Below are 18124 nucleotides of genomic sequence, written 5' to 3'. Positions count from 1 at the left end.
GTCGATGGTGGTCGGGCAGGGTGCCCGCCCCGGCCGCGGTGACGGCCGGGGCGGGCGGTGGGTCAGCGCCGGGGTACGGGGTCACGCTCCAGCCGCATCTGCGAGTCGTCGTCCCCGGCGGGGACGACCCGGCCCGCCGCGTCGTACGCGAACCGCGTCACCGCCTCGCCGGTGCGCCGTTCCACGACCCGGCCGAGCAGGTCGTACGCGTAGTGCGTGACAGCGCCGGCCGCGTCGGTGCGCTCGACGAGCTGCCCGGCGGCGTCGTAGACGTACCGCTGGGTGCGGCCGTCGAAGTCGGTCTCGGACACCATCCGGCCGTTCGGGTCGTACGTGTACGTCCACGTCGCGCCCGCCGGGTTGGTGACCCGGACCAGCCGCAGCTCGGTGTCGTACGCGTACTCGGTGCGGTTGCCCTCGTCGTCGATCTCGGCCGTGACCAGGTCGAACGCGCCGTACTCGCGGATCGTCCGGCGGCCGGTGGCGTCAACCCACTCGACCAGGTTGCCCTCGCCGTCGTAGCGGAACTCCTCGACCGAGCCGTCCGGGTTCTCCCGCCAGGCCAGGTCGCCCTCCAGCGTCCAGCCGAACTCGGTGAGACCGTTGTCGTCCTCGATGCTGAACAGGCGGCCGAGCGCGTCATAGATGTACTCCGTCTCGCCCTGCCCGGTGCTCACCGACGTGATCTGCCGGGCGGGGTTGCGCACGACAGCCGTCGGGCCGACGTGCGTGGTCGTGCCCCGGCCGTCGGCGGCCGGCTGCTCGTACCGGACCACCTCGCCTGCGGCGTCCACCTCGGCGACCATCAGGCCGTCCGGGCCGAACTGACGGTTGCGGGTGCTCCCGTCGAAGTCGGTCCAGGACACCGCACGACCGAGGTCGTCGTACGTGGTGGTGGACCGGCTGCCGTCCGGCCGGGTGACCGCGACCAGCCGCCCGAGCGCGTCGTACTCGCTGGAGGTGGTGCGGCCCAGCGGGTCGGTCGTGGACCGCAGGCGGTACGCCTCGTCCCAGACGTTGCGCGTGGTCGCGCCCAGCGCGTCGGTCTCGGCGACCACCTGGAAGCGGTCGTTGAGCTCGTAGACGCGCACCGCGCCGAGCGAGTCGGTCACCACGGTGCGGCCCGGCTGGTAGTCGAACCGGTAGCGCAGGTAGCCGCCCTTGCCGTCGGTGGCGACGCACCGGCCGGCCTCGTCGTAGGTGTACGTGTACCACTCGCCGTTGCGGTCCTCCCAGCGCACGAGCCGCCCGTCGGCGTACGTGAAGCGCTCGGGGTCGCCCGAGGAGTTCGTCACCTCGATCAGGTTCAGGTCACCGTCGTAGCCGAACCGCGACGCCGCCATGAGGTCACCGGCCGCGTTGGGCAGGGAGACCATCGTGATCAGCCCGGCGGACGAGGTGAACGCGATGGTGGCCCCGGTCGACGACAGCAGCTGCGTCGGCGTACCCCGGCGGTCGCGCTGGATCGTCCAGCTGACGCCGCCGTCGGTGACGTCGGTGAGCAGCGACTCGGTGTCCGACGCCGCGGCGAACAGCAGGCTGCGGCCGGACGTCGGATCGGTCAGCAGCCAGCCGCCGCCCACCAGCCGGCGCAGCGGCAGCGTCCGGCCGGTCTCCGGCTGCGCCACCTCGCCCTCGGCGGGCAGCGGGTAGGTGAGCAGCGAGCCGTCGGCGGCCAGGTAGCGGACCTGCTCGCCGTCGACGATGATCCGCTGGTCCAGCGTGGAGGCCCAGGCCCGGCCGAACGACCGGCCCCACCGGTAGTCGGAGCGGTAGGTCCGCTCCAGCGTGAGGCCCGGCAGGACCGCGTCGGTGTGGGTGAGGATCATCCGCCCGGTGGTGACGTCGATCGGGTCACCCACGGTGGGCGTCTGCGCGGTGGTCTTCGCCACCTCCTCGGGCGCCACACCCGCGAACGTCTCGGTGGTCGGCGAGAAGTCGGCCATGTCGACGTCGGAGTCGGTGTCGCGGACCGAGGTCATGTCGACGTCGGAGTCGGTGTCGCGGACCGAGGCCATGTCCACGTCCGAGGACGGGGCCGGCTGCGGGTCGCTGGTCCGGATCAGGACGACGGAGCCGTCCGGGCCGATCTGCGGCAGCGTGGCCAGGCCCGGCACCTGCGAGTCCTCGAACGTCACGCGGCCCTGCGAGTCCTTCGACACGTTGACCACGTGGCCGACGGCGCCGGGGCCGTCGGTGCGGAAGCCGACGATGCCGTTGGTGCCGTTCGGCATGGCGCCGAGCGCGTCCATCAGGCCCTGGAGGGTGCCGACCTCCTCGGTGGTGCGGCCCGGGTACTGCTTCTGGATGTCGCTGAGCGCTCTCGGGTGCGTCTGCGGCGGGATCTGGGTGATCAGCCCGGACTGCTTGTAGCTGTCCACGGCCATCGTGAGCGTGACGCAGTCGTTCTGGTTGGCCGCGTCCCGGCCCTGGTGGATCTGCCGCAGGTGCCCCCGGTCAGCGTCGTCGAGCGTCGCCAGGTCGGCGGCGGTGTTCGCGGTGCCGCCGTGCGAGTTGGCCGCCAGGATCCGCAGCGTCGACCCGTTGCTCAGCGGGACGTCGCGGGACAGCGCGTCCCGGAAGGTGTCGAGGATCCGGGACTGCGCCGCCGGGTCACCCTGCGCGGCTGCCAGTTGCTCGGCCAGCGGCGTCGTGGTGTCCGCCGACGGCGTGGCGGAGGCGGCGCCGAGGCTCGCGGGAGCGCTCTGCGGCCCCTGGAAGCCGTACGCCTGGCCACCGCCGCGCCGGTGGCTGCTGCCGCCGGGACGGCTCCGGTCCCGCGGGCTGCGTGACCTGTCGCTGCGGTCGCGGCTGCCGCTGGGCTCGCCGTCGACCGCCAACGTGCGGGCCGCGGTCCGCTGCGGCCGGCGTTCACCGGTGATCAGCTGATCTGGCCGGGGGCGCTCCGACGGCGGTACGTAGTCCTCCTCGCTGGCGTAGCCACGACGGGCGGGGCCGTACCAGTGACCGACGTCCCCCCAGTAGCGCCGTGCGCGCCCGCTCCGGGCCAGTGAGTGGATCTCCTGGAGCGCGTTCGCCGCCTCGTGCCGCTCCTGGCGGTAGCCACGGGCCTGCTCGGCGAACGCGACAACTGTGGCGAACTCCCGCCCGGCGGTGCTCTCGATGGACTCCAGGGCGGTGAAGCCGCGCAGGTAGTTCGCGATCTGGCCGGCGGTACGGCGGCCGCCGTCGGACTCCGCGCCGATCCGGTCGCCGAGGCCGCTCGTCCCGTCCGCATGGTTGTACGGGCGGCTGCCGATCATCGGCTCGTTGAAGTGACCCTCGCGGTTGCTGCGGGGACCGGTACGCGGGCGGTGACCGGTCCGCGCGTACATGTCGGCGCGGATGCTCTCGAAGCTCTGGTGCGCCGTCGAGGACGTGTCGGCCAGCGCCGTCTGCGGGGCGAAACCGACGGTGTCGAACCAGGCCTGGGCCTGCGCGGTGACCTGACCGACCGGTGTGCTCAACGGCGGCGGCGACGGGGTGTCGCGCTCCACGTACACGTGGGTGACGGTGCCGTCCGCGTTGCGCCTGGTCTCCCGCACCCAGACCGGCATGCCGTACAGCGCGCTCGGCGGGGGCGGCGCCGCGGTCGTGGGCAGGCTGCTGGGCGTCTGCGCGGAGGGAACGGCGAGCGCCGGCTCCACCGCGGCCATCGGGTGGGGCGTAGCCGGGGCCGGCGTGCAACTGGTCAGACCCAGCGGGTCGGCCACGGTCAGCGGGTCGGCGACGTACGCCGTCGGGTTCGGGCCGCCGGTCAGACCGAGCGGGTCGGGGCTGACGTACCGGCCGGTCGCCGGGTCGTAGTAGCGGAACCGGTTGTAGTGCAGGCCGGTCTCGGCGTCGACGTACTGGCCGGGGAAGGCCAGCGGCGTCACGGTGCGGTCCGCGCCGCGTCCCCACAGGTCACCCCGCGACCACCAGCGCAGCCCGCCGACCGGCTCGACCAGGTGGGTCGGGGTGCCGATGCTGTCGGTGATCACCGCGCGGAGCGTGCCGCCGTCGGTCTGCGCGACCGGCACCGGCGCGTCCGGCCGGTAGTCCCACGTGGTCGTGGTGGTCGCGCCGGTGACGTCGCGGTGCGTCTGCTCCAGCATCAGGTCGCCGGACCAGGCGAAGCACACCTCCTCCAGCACCCGGTCGCCGTCACCGAGGCGCTGCTTGGCGATGCGCCGGCCGAAGCCGTCGTAGCGGTAGCGCCAGCGGTCGCCGCCGGGGGTGACGGCCAGCACCAGCCGGTCCTCGGCGTCCCACTCGAAGCGCCACGCGCCAGCGGCGTCGACCCGGCCGGTGAGGCGTCCCTTCGCGTCGTAGGAGAACGTCGCGTCGTCGGAGCGCACCAGCATCGTGCCGGTGAACTCCCAGCGTCCACCACCGGCGCCGACCAGGTTGCCGGCCTCGTCGTAGTCGTACCGCTGCGGGACGTCCCCGTCGACGGCCCGGATGCGGCCGGTGTCGTCGGCGGTGAAGGACTGGTCACCGGCGAGCGAGTCGGCGATCGCGGTGACCCGGTCGGCGGCGTCGTAGCTGTAGCGGCGCTCGGCGGCGTCGGCGATGTGCTGCCCGGTGAGCCGGCCCGCCGCGTCGAAGGTCTGCCGCAGCGCGACCAGGCCGCCGACGGTCCGGCCGATCTCCCGGCCGGCGTCGTCGTGCGTGAAGCCGAGCAGGTGCTCCCCGGCGGTCAGGCGCTCCGGGCGGCCGGCGGCGTCGAACGTCCACCGGCTCGACCGGCCCGACGGCGTGGTGCGCGTCGCGACCGCGCCGGAATCGGTGTACGACGTGTGCACCGTCCGGCCGTTGATCGTCTCGGACAGCACCCGGCCCTCGGCGTCCCGGGTGAACCGCACCTGCGCGTCCGGGCTGAGCACGGCCGCGACGTGGCCGTCGGCGTCGTACTCGACGCGGGTGACGGCGTCACCGACCCGGCGTTCGACGACCCGGCCCAGCGCGTCCCAGCGGTAGTGGGTGACGGTGCCGGCGGCGTCGGTGTGCGCGATCAGCTGTCCCGCGTCGTCGTGCTCGTAGCGCTGGGTACGGCCGTCGAAGTCGGTCTGCCCGCACAGGCGGCCGGCCGCGTCGTACTCGTAGCGCCACGTCCGGCCCGCCGGATTCGTCACCCCGACGAGCCGTAGTTCCGTGTCGTACGTGAACTCGGTGCGGTTCCCCGCCTGATCCACCCGGGCCGTGGGTAGATCGAAGGGGCCGTACTCGAAGCTCACCGCCCTTCCTGAGGCGTCGATGACGTCCACCAGATTCCCTTCACCGTCGTAGAACCACCGTTGCGTGGAGCCGTCCGGGCGGACCCGCCACGCGAGGTCCCCCTCGGCGGTCCAGCCGTACGTCGTGACCGCCCGGTCCGGGGCCCGGGTCGCCCGGACCCGTCCGAGCGCGTCGAACTCGATGCCGCCCGCGGGCGCGGGCCGGGGCGGCGGGACCCGGTGGGTCGAGCCGTCCGGCAGGGTGACCGTGCGCGCGTCGTGGTCGAACCGGGTGACGCGCCCGAGCGGGTCGGTGCGCGACAGCAGCCGGTTCGCCGCGTCCCACTCCTGCCGGGTGGTAGCGCCCAGCGGGTCGACGATCGCGGTGACCTGGCGGCGTTCGTTGATCTCGTACCGGGTCACCTGGCCCAGCGAGTTCGTCACGGACGTGACGCCGTCGTCGTACCGCAGGCGGTAGCGCAGCCAGTCACCGGCGCCGCCGGCCCGCACGCAGCGGCCCGCCTCGTCGTAGTCGTAGCCGAACCACTCGCCGTTGCGGTCCTGCCAGCGCACCAGCCGGCCCGCCTCGTCGTAGCGCAGCCGCGTGGCGTGGCCGGAGGAGTTGCGTACCTCGACCAGGTGCCGCCGGTCGTCGTAGCCGAAGGTGGGCAGGTGGAGCGCCTCGGCGGCGGTGTCGCCGGCTGCCCGTACGTGCGCGCCGACGACCAGGCCACCGGCCAGGTGCGGCACCACGACCACGCCGGAGGTCGAGGTCAGCAGCTCGGGGGTGCCGTCGGCGGCGCGTTCGACGTGCCACCCGACGTCGTCGCTGACCACGTCGCTGAGCCAGGAGTCACCGTGCCCGGTGGCCGGATCGAACAGCAGCCGCCGGCCCGGCTCGGTGAGCAGCCAGCCGCCGCCGGTCAGCCGGCGCAGCGGCCCGCCCGGGCCCAGGACCGGCCGGGCCTCGTCGCCCTCGGCGGGCAGCGGGTACGTGTGGACGGAGCCGTCGGCGGCCAGGAACCGCGCGTGCGTGGCGTCGGTGACGACGCGCTGGTCCAGCGTGGAGGCCCAGGCCGGGCCGAAGCAGCGGCCCTGGCGGTAGTCGGATCGGTGGGTCCGCTCCAGCGTGAGCCCGGGGAGCCGGGCGTCCACCTCGGTGTAGATCACCCGGCCGGTGGCGACGTCGACCGGGTCGCCGACGAGCGGCGTCTGCGCGGTCGGCGTGGCGACGTCCTCGGCCGGCACGTCCTCCGGCGGGACCGGCTCCGGCGGCCGGGTCACCTCGGCCTCGTGCGCGTGGTGGGCGTCCCACCAGGCGCGCTCGGCGTCCGTCACGGCCCGCTCGGCGGCGGCGACGTCCTCCGGGTCCGCGTCGGCCCGGGACGTCAGGCCGTCCCGGCGGGCCGTCGTCTCGGACAGCGTCTTCGCCGCGTCGGCGACGGCGAGCGCGGACGCGCGCAGCCCCGGGGGGAGGTCCCGGCCGGTGACGGTGCGGGCCGCCTCCTCGTCCAGCCGGACCACGTAGCCGCCCGGCACCCGGACCTCGGCGCCGCCCCGGTGCTTGCCGGCGGCGTCGCGGGAACGCGCCACGAAGCGGAACTCGACGTCGTACTCCACCGCCGCGGTGAGCTTGTCGTCCGGGTCGGTGCGCCGGGTCGGCTTGCCGGTCGTGCTGACGGCGACCTTGCCCTCGTCCTTCACCTGGCGGGCCGGGTCGGTGCGGTAGAGCTGCTGCTCGACGAGGGTCGCGGCGTTCACCGCGTTGAAGGCGTCCCGCTCGCCGACCTTGCTCGCGCCGCCCGGATGACCGACGCCGCAGACGACCAGCGGCCCGGCCGTCCTCAGCGCGAACGAATGAGCGCTGGTCTGCTCGTACTCGGTGTCGGCGCTGCGCTTCGCCGAGCCGCCGATCTTCACGGTGGCGTCCGCGCGCAGCAGCTTCGGGCGGGCCACCAGGCGGGCGTCGAGGAACAGGTCGCGGCCCAGCCGGGCCGGCATCGGCAGCGGGAACGCGCCGGCCAGCATGGCCGGCAGCGCCTTCATCCGGGTGACGGTCAGGGCGTCGCGCAGCGCTGCGGTGACGTCGCGGCCGGGTTCGACGCCCGAGGCGACGAGCGCCTGCCGGGCCGCCTCGTGCAGGTCGGGCAGGCGGACCAGGACGTCCTCGACGGCGAAGCGGCCCGGCTCGGGCAGCGGATCGAAGCCGGTGGCGGCGCGCCACACCTGCCGCCCCGCATCGGTGGTCTGCCCGGCGGGTACCGCCGTGACCGGCTCGGAGACGGCCTGCGACCGGCCCGGCGTGGCCGAGTACGTGGTGACGTCGCGGACGGCCCGGATCGACACGCCGTCCTCGGGCAGCCCCTTGCCGGTGACGGTCATGGTCAGCCGGACCGCCCCGCGGAACGTCGGCACCGGCCCGGAGACGGTGAGCGTCTGTTCGTACGTGCGGCCGGCGCGTTCGGTCGCCTTGGTGGCCCGGTTGTCGAGGGCGGCGGTGCCGGTGAGACCGGCGGCGACGGTGCCGGAGGCCGGGCCGTGCCCGGTGGTCCGGGTGGCGTCGTCCTCGACCCGTTCGGTCTCGGTGCCCTGCGCCCGCGCGGTCAGCGTCACCTGCGCCGCCGTCCGGGAGGTGGTGCGGGTGTGCGCCTCGCCGACGACCGAGCGGTCGGTGACCGACAGCTCGTCGACCACCTCGATGCCGGTGAAGCTCGGCTCGCCCATCGGCTCGGCGGTGAGCGTGACGTGGTAGGTGGAGCCCCGGAAGCGCCGCTCCACCCGGATCGGCTCGCTCCGGCCGCCGTTGAGCGCGTCGGCCAGGTGCAGGTGGGCGGCGCCGAGGAAACCGGAGCTGCCGAGCCCGCGTACCGGGTCGAACGGGCTGCGGTCCTGGGTGGACGGCAGGATCGCCTGGGCGAGTTCCTCGCCGGCCGCCCGGGCCAGGGCCCGCCGCAGGTGCGGGATGCGGTCGGTGAGGTCGACGTGGGTGGTGGCGCCGCCGATGCCGAACGAGCGTTGCGGTCCGGGCCGGAACGCGGGTTGTTCCCCGTCGTCCGGGGTGCCGGGGTCGGCCGCGGCCTCGTCCTGCCGCTGCTGTTCCTGCCGGACGAGCTCGCGTTCGCGCCGCTGGTGCTCGGCCTGTACGGCCCGCTGGCGCTCCTGCGCCTGAAGCAGCGCCTGCGTGGCCTCGTCGTGCGTCGCGGTCAGCTCGGCGAGCTCGCGCCGGTGCCGCTCCTGCAGCGCGGCGAAGGACTGGTCGACGAGCCGCCGCTCCGCCTCGCCGACCTCGCGGCGCCGGCGTACCCGGTCGACGTAGTCGGAGGCGTCGCGGCGTTCGGTGTGCTGCCGCCGCAGCAGTTTCCCGCGCTCGGTGGCCTGCGCCCGCGCCATCCGGGCGCGCTGCTCGCGCTGGTCGGCGCGGACCGTCTCGGCGTTCTCGGCGTGCCGCAGTTGCAGCCGCACGTCGGCGCTCCGGTGCCGGCGGGCCCGGTCGCGGTCCTGGAGCCGCTTCAGCTCCGCCGGCGTCATCCGCATGACGACAGCGCCCGGCAGGGTGAGCCGCCGGCCGGCGCGGCGGGCCGGGGAGGCGGGCCAGAGGCCCAGCGGAAGCAGGTTGGTGTCGTGCCGCGCCTCGGCGACCACCTCCGCCTCCACGTCGACCCGCACCAGCAGCTCGCGTTCGGGCCGGCCGCCGACGCGCAGCTTCGAGATGCCCGAGACGCTGCGCTCGCTGATCCGGCCCCAGGCGCGCCGCCACGGCGTGACGGACAGGACGACGGCGCCCGCCGGCCGGCCGGTGCTGCCGCCGTGGTCGGCGGCCGGCCCGCTCACCGTGGCGACGCCGGTCGCGGAGAGACTCAGCTCGACCGAGCGTCCGTGCGTGGTCTTGCGCGCGGTGCCGCTGGCGAAGGTCCGCTTGATCCGGGCGAACTCGTCCGCGTCGTCGAGCACCACCGGGTTCGTCGGTCGCAGCCGTACCCGCACGTCGGCGCGGGCGTCCGCGGCCCGGCGGCCGTGCCACAGGTTGCTCAGCGCCAGCGGCCGGCTGAACAGCTCGGCGTCACCGGTGAGGCGCTCCGGCGACAGCTCGTCCGCGACGACTGTGGAGATCCGGCCGTCCTCGGCGGTGTAGATGTCGTCGCCGCTGGCCTCGTGCAGCGTGTCGACCACGGCTTCCTGCAGCCGGCCGGCGCCGACGAAGGACTCCACCCGGCGTCCGTCGAGGTCGTGCGGTCCGCCGGTCATCCGGCTCAGCGGCGGCGGGTACGCGATGGTCTGCTCGTCCCGGACGGCGGGGCCGGGCTCGGGAGCGGGGCGCTGCCGGGAGACCCGCGTCTCGGGAACGAGCATGCGCACGTCGAGGCGGTGGGTGCGGGGGCGCTGCTCGGACGTCGCGACGACGGTGGGCACGTCCCGGCCGTACGCCCCGACGGACAGCTGCCGGCCCGCCTGGTTGACCCGCACGCTGGACCGGGTCGTGACGGTGAGGTCGAGGGTGGCGGCGAACTGGCGCAGCCGTACCCCGGTGGGCTTGCCCTTGTCGTCGAGCGCCGGTCCGTGGCTGCTCTCGGCGGCCTGCCGGCCGGTGATCGCGCTCTCGTCGGCGGCGCTCCAGGTGACGGCGGCGCGGGGGCCGCCGTGCATCGCCGAGGCGGCCTGGCCGAGCGGGCCGAGGATGCGCGGCTCCAGGCTGATCTCGGCCGACGTGCTGCGGTCGCGCCCGCCGGTCACAGTGGACCGGGCGTCCTGTTTGGCGTCGGCGCCGACCTTGTCGTGGTCGAGCAGGTCGCCGTCGGACACGTCGCCGAGGGTGCCCCGGATGGTCACCACAGTGACGTGGTCGTGGAACGTGCCGGTGCGGATCAGCGGGATCTTCAGCCCGGGGCCGACGATCCGGTCCGCCAGGTGGCGCAGCTGGTCGGGGGAGAGCTGGGTACGCAGGTCCGCGTCGCGGCTCAGCGCCGCCTGCAGTTGCGGGGTCAGCCCGTCGGCGAGCCGCGGGTCGTCGAAGTGCCGCAGCATCTCGTCCCGGGTGGCCAGGCGGAACCGGTCGTGACCGGGCACCGACCGCACCGCTTCGGCGACCGTCTCGTAGAGCCCCTGGTCGCCGAACCGGGTCAGGTACGCGCCGCCGAACGACTCGCCCCGCTCGATGCGGGCCGGCGCGAAGTGGGTCCGGGCGGCGCCGCGCCGTCCGTGCCATTCCCGGCCGCCCGGGTCGAGCGCGGTGCCCGGCAGCCGGTCGCGGGTGGTCCACTGGAGCGCCTCGACGGAGCCGGCCAGCATCCGCGGCGGCCGGCCCAGGACGCGCACCTGGACGCCGTACTCGACGCGGTACCGCACGGCGGGAGCGGTGCCCGTCACGGTCTGCTTTGCGCCGGTCCGCTCGGTGATCGTCCGGCTGACGCCGGACTCCCGGCTGCCGCCGACCCGGGGCGCGACGACCAGGCTGAGCGGCCCTGCGTCCACACCGGGACCGGCGGTGCCCCAGACACCCCACAGCCGCTTGGCGGTGGCGCCGCCGGTGCTCTCGGCGGCGAGCGCGGACGTGTCGACGTGCGTGATGCCGTCGACGCTCTCCACCTGCTCGACGCGGACGGCGACCAGGCGCACCTCGACCTGCTGGCTGCGGCCCGGGAAGAAGCGCCGCCAGCCGGTGCGCGCGCCGCGCGGCAGCGAACCGGACCGGACCCAGCCGTCGTGCCGGTTCGCCGGGTCGGTGACGACCGTCGTCGGCAGCTTGCCGGCGAACGCCGCGTCGCTGAGCAGCTTCTGCACGGCCGGACGGCCGGGCGCGCCGATGCGGACCAGGTCGCCCATGCCGTCCTCGGCGAGGATCGCCTCGACCTGCTCGAAGAACGTGGCGCCCGGATCGGCCGGGCGGCTGCGTACGCTCTCCACCGCGAACCGGGCCGGCACCGGTCCGTCGAGCGCCGGGCCCGCGGCCGACGGCGCGGTCGCGCCGACCGGACGCAACCCGGTCGGTACGGCGAGAGCGACGGTGCCGGCGGCCTGGACCGGTCCGGTGTCGGGGCGGCCGGGCCGGACGAGCCGGGCGACGAAGCGGATCGGCACTGTCACTTCGGCCAGGTCGCTGACCTTGACCGTGGTGGTGGACGTGTAGGTGCTCTTGTGGGCGGTGGAGTGTTCGGTGGTGGGCGCCGTCGGCACCGAGCCGCCCGCGCCGACGATCACGCCCGGCAGCGCGGTGACAGTCGCCTTCGGCTCGACGTGCCGGTCCCGGGTGTGCCGCAGCGTGTGGGTGAGGTTCTCCCGGGTCTTCGTGGTGACCTTGCGCGGGTCGTCGTGCACCCGGTCGACCGTCAGCCGGTCCCAGTCGAGGACGGCGGTCACCACCAGTTCGGCGGGGCGGCCGCCGACCGTGACCGGGTAGGGGCGGCCCGCGCCGAGGCACTGGTCGATGTCGTCGCGGCTGTCGGCCTCCACCGCGGCGACGACGTCGGCCGGCAGGCGGGGGTCGAGGGTCCGCAGCGCCGCGCCGAGCGCCGCGTCCCGGGTGGCCCGTAGCTGCTCGGCGAGGCCGAGGGTGCGGCTGTCCCGCAGGTAGGCGGGCAGGCGGCGGCGCACCGCCTCGGGTGACGGCAGCGCCGCCTCGCCCTCGGTGGTCAGCGCCGTGCCGATCTGTTCCGGGCCGGCTTCGGCCGGGGTCGCCTCGCCCGTCGTGGCCGCGTCGGTGCCGGCCTCCGGCGCAGAGAACGGCGCCAGCCCCGCCGGTGCGGTCTCCACCAGCAGGTCGGCGGGCGGTTCCAGGTCGGAGTCGGCGTCGTCCTGCGGCGTCGTCGCGTCCGGCGCGTCGGCCGGCGCGGGCGACGGGGTCCGGGGCGGCACGCCGAGCCGCTCGGCCAGGTCGTAGACGTCGTTGAGTCGCTCCTCCGACCCGGTCAGCGAGTCGTGGGCCTCGTCCATGTGCGACAGCGCGGCCGTGTGCGCGGCGTACGCCCCGGGCGCCCGGGACGCCACGTCGGCGACCAGGCGCTCGGCCTGGGCGGCGATGTCGCGCCGGTCCCGGACCGCGGTGGGCAGGTCACCGAGCGGGGCCAGCTCGGCGGTGATCCGGTCGAGGTCGGCGCGTCGCCGCGCGGTCGCGTTGACCGCCGGGTACGCCCGCAGCAGCGCGTCCGCGAGCGCCAGGTCCCGTCGTGGGCCGGGCGGGAGGCCGAGCGCCGCGGTGGCGTCGGCGGCCGCCCGGGCGGCCTGGTCCGCCCAGTGCCGGGTCTCGGCCCGCAGGGCGGCGAGCCGGTCGTGCCGCTCCCGCAGGAACCGCAGGTCCGCGTCGGCGCGCGCCGCCGTCGACTGCGCCCACGCGGCGTCGTCGCGCAGGTCGCGTACGGTCGCCACCTCGGCGGCCGAGGCGGCGAGCGAGGCGCGTACCCCGGCGTCCCGGTCGCGGATGTGCTCCTCGGTCCGGCCGGCGATCTCGCGCAGCCGCCGCGCGTCGGCCGTGTCCCCGGCCCGGGCCGCCGCGTCGACGCCGGCCCGCGCCAGCTTCGGTGCCTCGTCGGCGCGCTGGTCGAGCTGGAGCTGGCTCTCCGACAGGTCGGCCACCCGGTTCGCCGCGTCGCGGTGCAGCCCGGCGGCGCGCCGGTGCGTGGCGTCGGCCCGGGTGGCGTCGTCGAGGGCCGGAGCGAGCGCGTCGAGCGCCGGCCGGGTCCGGGTCTCGACCTCGGTGGCGTCGGACCGCGCCCAGGCGGAGAGCTGCGCGACGGACCGAGCCGTCCGGTCGGGGTCGACCTGACCGACCGGGGTGTACGCGTCGAGCACGTGCGACAACTCGGTGACGGTGAGCCGGGCGGGGTCGGTGGGTGACGCCTCGAACTCGACGAACCGGGTGTCACCGGTCGGCGGGGTGAGCGCTTCGCCGTCCGGGCCGCGACTGTCGCTGCCGGTGACGATCGCGTGTCCGGTCGACCCGGCCCACACCACGCCGCCAGGCGCGATGATCCTGGTGCCGGGCAGTTCGCGGGCGAGCTGCGCGGCGAAGCCGTCCCGGCGGTCGGTGCCGCTGTCGCAGACGATCAGGACGATCGGGCGTCCCTGCCAGCGGTCGTGGTCCTCGCGGATGCGCGCGGCGAGCTGCGCCGGGGTGATCCGGGCGTCGCCGACCCGGATCGCGTCCGTCTCGCCGTGTCCGAACACGTGGTAGCGGTCGGGCCGGTCCGGGAAGTCCCGGGCGGTGGACCTGGTGGCGCGGTCGTCGGGCGCGGCGAACACCAGGCCGGAGTCGACGGCGCCGCCGGTCGTGGCGCTCGTGGTCGTGGTCGTGGTCGTTGTCGTGGTGGCGGTCGGCGCGAACGTGGCGAGGCCGTCGTCGCCGAACATCCCGAAGTCGCCGGACTCGCTGTCGCTGTCGTCGCCGGTGTCAGCCGCCGGGGGCGGCGGGGGCACGTACGGCGCGTAGGTGACCCCGCCCCACGCGTCGATCGTGCGGACCAGCGCCAGCCGGCCCTGCGGCTTGGCGCCGCGCACCTGATACTCCCGGACCGGGCCGCCCGCCCCGTCGTGCACGGTGAGGTGCACCCGGCTGCCCCGGGCGGCGGCGAACTCGACCACGTCGTGCGCGTTGCCGATCCGCTGCCGTTCGGCGTCGTCGATCGGGGCGCCGCGGCGCTGCGTGCCGGGGTCGGGTTCGAGGGCCGCCCGCACGAAGTGCCCGTTGTCGTACGGGCGCTGCTGCCGCATCGCGGCGGCGTCGTCCAGCACGATCGTGTCCCGGCCCGCCCGCAGGGTGTCGATCCGCAGGGTGTTCGCATCGGCGCCCGGCAGCCCGGCCGCGATGGCGTCGTAGAGGGAGCCGGGCTGCCGGCTGAGCCCACCACGATCGGCGATGGCGGTGGCGGCGGCGAACTCCTGCTGGATGGTCCCGGAGTCGTTGGACGTGGCGACCAGGTGCGCGGCGACGAGGCGCTGGCTGGTCGGCAGGCCCACGGTCCGGGCCGGCTTCGACGGGTCCAGGTCGGGGTCGACGGTGAACTCGCCGCTCGGCTCCGGCGCGGGACCGGACCCGGGCGGCGGCAGCGAGACGGTGGTGACGAGCCGGTTGTGCGGCTGCGCGCCGAGCTGCTGGAGCTGCTCCGGCGTCAGCGACTCCTGCCACGTGCGCGGCGGCTCGCCCGGGGCACGCGCCACCCCGGCACGGCGGGGCGTCACGTCGGTGGGGGCGGCGTACGGCTTGCCGGCGGCTCTGTCGGGCTTGCGCAGCTCGGCCCGGTACTCCTTGAAGCCGGTGCCCTCGGTGTAGAACAGCTGCCGGTTGGCGTTCGTGGGCACGGCGTGCGACTGGGGCAGGAAGTTGCCGGCGGCGAAGTCGGCCGCCAGCCGGGACAGGTCGGTGGGCGTGGCGGCGCCCACGAAGTCCGTCATGAACCCCAGGTCGCGGTCGGGGTGCCTGTTGTTCTGCGACTCGACCTGGACATCGGTGGTGAGGACGTCCGGGGGCAGGCCGGCCGGCGTCGCCGCGCCGTGGGCGACGGCCAGCTCGTCGCCGTACGCCTGGTGCAGGCTCTCGGCCAGCAGGAGGAACTCGGCGCCCGCGTCACCGAACCGGACCTCGGGCCGGCCGAGGACGAGCAGGCCGTCGACGAAGAGGTTCGGCTCCGGCGAGTACGGGAGCATGGGGTGGACGGTGGCCTGCCGGTCCCGGGAGCGCATGTCCTCGTCCACGGCCGTGGCGAAGTCCCGGACGAACTTCTCCTGCCCGGCCTCGGTGGCGAGCTTGCCGAGCCCGCCGTGGACGGCGGCCAGCTTCTGTCGCTCGATCCCGAGTTCCTTGCGCGCCTCCCGGTCGTCGCGCGTGGCGAGTTCGGCGATCCTCGCCTCGTGGTCGCGGGCGCGTCGTTCCAGCCGTTCCCGGGTCCGCCGGACCAGATCCGCGGCGTCGCCGACCCGGTAACCGCCGGAGATCATCAAGGGCCGGGCCGGGGAGTCCGCCTGCTGCCCGGTCGCCTCCGGGTCGAACCGGGTCGCCCGGTCGACGCGGTCGAAGACGTGGGTGCCGTCGGCGACCGTACGGGCGCCCCGGTCGAAGTCCTGGATCGAGACGTACGGGTAGCGGCGGTCCGCGCCGTCCGGGCCGCCCTGCGCGAGGCCCCGGATCGCGGCCACCGTGTCGGGATCGCGCAGCACCTGGTTGCGGGTGCGGCCGTACGGGAACTTGTCGTTCTTCGTGCCGACCGCGTAGCCGTTCACCGCCACCGGCGCGTCGAGGCTCTCGGCGAGCCGGGCGGCCCGGGCGACAGCGTCCCGGAACGCCAGGTCCGGCACCTCGGCGGTGGTGTTGACGCCGAAGACGAACGCGACCCGGGTGCCCGGGGCGAGGCCCTCGGTGACGGCACGCACCACCTCGGGGATCTGGTCGACGTCGGCGGCCGGGAGCATCGAGTTGACGACGAACCCGATCGGCGCCGCCTCGGCCTTCAGGTCGATCGTCGCCTGCCGGTAGTTGCCCGGGTCGACGTCGCGGGTGTGCCCGGTCAGCTCGTCGAACCGCGCGTTGCGGCCGCCGGGCACCCGTACCGGCTCGAACCGGGCCGGCCGCGTCCGTGGCGGCAGCGCGCCGCGATCGGGCGAGAGCACGTCGTGCCGCAGGCCGGCGATCCGCTCGACGCCGCGGGCCAGCAGCCGCGGCTCGTTGCCGGGCTGCGGCGTGGTGGTCGCCATCAGCGAGTTGTCGTCGCGGACCAGCGCGCGCTCCAGGGCCCGGCCCGGTATCGCGTACTCGTCGCGCAGGCCCAGGAAGTGCCCGATCTCGTGCGCCAGGTCCAGGTCGGACGAATGCGTCGACCAGGCGGTCTGCGTGGTCGGCGACGGAGTGCCGTGCAGCGCGACGACGGCGTGCGCCTCGCCGGGCCGGGTCACGAACTCCACGGTGACGTTCAGCTGGTCGCGGTCACCGATGCGGAAGCCCTGGTTGTAGATCCGGTCGACCGCCTCGGTCACCCGGGTCTCCACCTCGTCCCGGGCGGCGGCGGCCGTGGCGTCGCGCGCGTCCAGGAAGACCTTGACCGTGAAGTCCTGCACGTTCCGGTCGCCGAGGTCGAGCACCCGGTGGTCGTACGCGATCCGGTTGTCGACCGCTTCGAGGCGCAGCCGGGGGCGGCCGGCCGCCGGAAGGGGCAGACCGGCCCGCTCGTAGGAGCGCGCGACCACGTCCGGAACCCGGGTGTCCGGACTCGGGTCGCGGACGATGACGTCGTACGCGCTGGTGTTCGCGACCCGCCGCGGCGCGGTGTCGCGCTGCTCGTGGCGCGCCCGGGCGATCTCGTCGCGGGTCTTGGGTACGTCGAGCCGGGCCGGCGGGGTCCCGGCCGTGCGGGCGGTGGTGTCCACCGGGGGCGCGCCCGGAGCGGCCTCACGCGAGCGGGCCTCCGGGTCCAACGGCAGACCGGTGACCGTGGCGAGGGCCTGGTCGACCTGGTCGGAGCCGCGCTGGCCGAGGGCCTGCTGCCACCCGTCGAAGTACGTGCGGACGCTGCCGTCGTCGTCCTGGACGAAGTCCCGCAGGGTGGCGGGATCGCCGCCGTGCCGCAGGTACTCCGACGCCGCCAATAGCCGGTCGCGGCCTTCGCCGGAGTCGGTCCGGACCGACGCGGGCCCGTGCTCCCACGGCCGGGTGTCACCCGCGGACGCGGTCACCGAGAGCGTGGGCTTGCCCGCCGCGAGGGACTCCTGCCAGGTGTTGGCGCCCTCGGTGACCACGAGCGTGGCGCGGTCACGGAGCCCGGCCATCTGCTCCGGCGAGACCCGGGGCAGCGCCGCGACGTGGACGTCGGGGTTGCCTGTCGTGAAGCTCCGCCCGGCGTCGCCGACCACCAGGACGACAGTCGGCCGGCCGGGCCGGGCGGCGACGGCAAGCCGGCCGACCACGTCCCTGTGCTCAGGAGTGGCCTCGGTCATGCCGTAGTAGACGAGCACCACGTCGGTGCCCGGGTCGTCGACCAGATTCGCGAGAGCGTCGGCCCCGGGAACGCCGGTGGCCCTGACTACCTCGGCGGCGGCCGGCGGCGGGGTGGCCGGTGGCCGGCCACGGTAGGTCGGCACACCGGGCAGGATCTCGTCCAGATTCGTGACCGTCCCGTCCGCGCCGCGGAACTGACGGGGGAACTTGTCCCACAGGAACGGCTGGAGCGTGAGCACGTCGTGCTTGCCGTTGTGGGCGGTGCGCAGCCCACGCTCCCAGTTCTCCTGGAACCACTCCTCCTTCTTCTCCCCGCTTACCTCCGAGCCGTCGCTGTTCTTCGCGTCCACGGCCGGCAGGACGATCAGGACGGCGCCCGGAGGTAGCGTTTCGGCGCGGACCAGGTCGAGGCGCAGGCCCTGGCCGACTTCCTGAGCGGTGGTCTCCGCCTCTTTCCGGAACGACGGCTGCAGCTCCCGTCGCCAGTCGGGCAGATCGCTGCCGCCGGCGCCGGGCCACTGCCTCTCCTTCCAGTCCCGCTCCTTGCGCAGGTCGTCGGCGGGCGTCTGTATCCGCCCCTCGCCCGGGTCGACGGGCTTCTGCTGCGGACGCATGACGACGTTCATCCCGCCCCGGCGACCGGTCCACTCGCGGTGGAACAGGTCGTACGAGCCCACCGGGCTGTCGAAGTCGGCCTGCCGGCCGAGCTGCCCGGCGTAGTACGGCGTCTTGTTGCTGGGGTAGGTCAGCACCACAGTGCCCTGGTAGCCGGTCGCGGCCAGCCCGTCGAGCATGGCGACCGTCGCCGCCTGGTGGCCCAGGCCCGGGGAGCCCTGGTCGAGGACGTGCACCATCTGGTACTTGTCGGTGAGCGCTCGCCCGATCGCCGTCGGCACGGGCTGCTGCCGGGGCGGCAGCGTGGCAGCGGAGAGGTCCGCCCGCTGCGGGACGGTGTTCCGGGTCGGCGCTCCGGCCGGCCGGGGCGGGCGGCCGGGTTTGGCCGGTGGTTGCG

Annotated in this window: 1 protein-coding gene; it reads right to left on the bottom strand. The window is 75.2% G+C overall.

Annotated elements, in window-relative coordinates:
* Positions 1–62: 62 nt before the first annotated feature.
* A complete protein-coding gene (locus BAW75_RS12560; protein WP_244206103.1) occupies positions 63–18008 on the bottom strand; it encodes a DUF6531 domain-containing protein in 17946 nt (5981 codons plus the stop codon).
* Positions 18009–18124 lie beyond the last annotated feature (116 nt).

The organism is Micromonospora chalcea, from assembly GCF_002926165.1.
Lineage (GTDB): Bacteria > Actinomycetota > Actinomycetes > Mycobacteriales > Micromonosporaceae > Micromonospora > Micromonospora chalcea.
The sequence above is the reverse complement of the archived record's forward strand: the minus strand, read 5'-3'. Positions and strand labels throughout refer to the sequence as shown.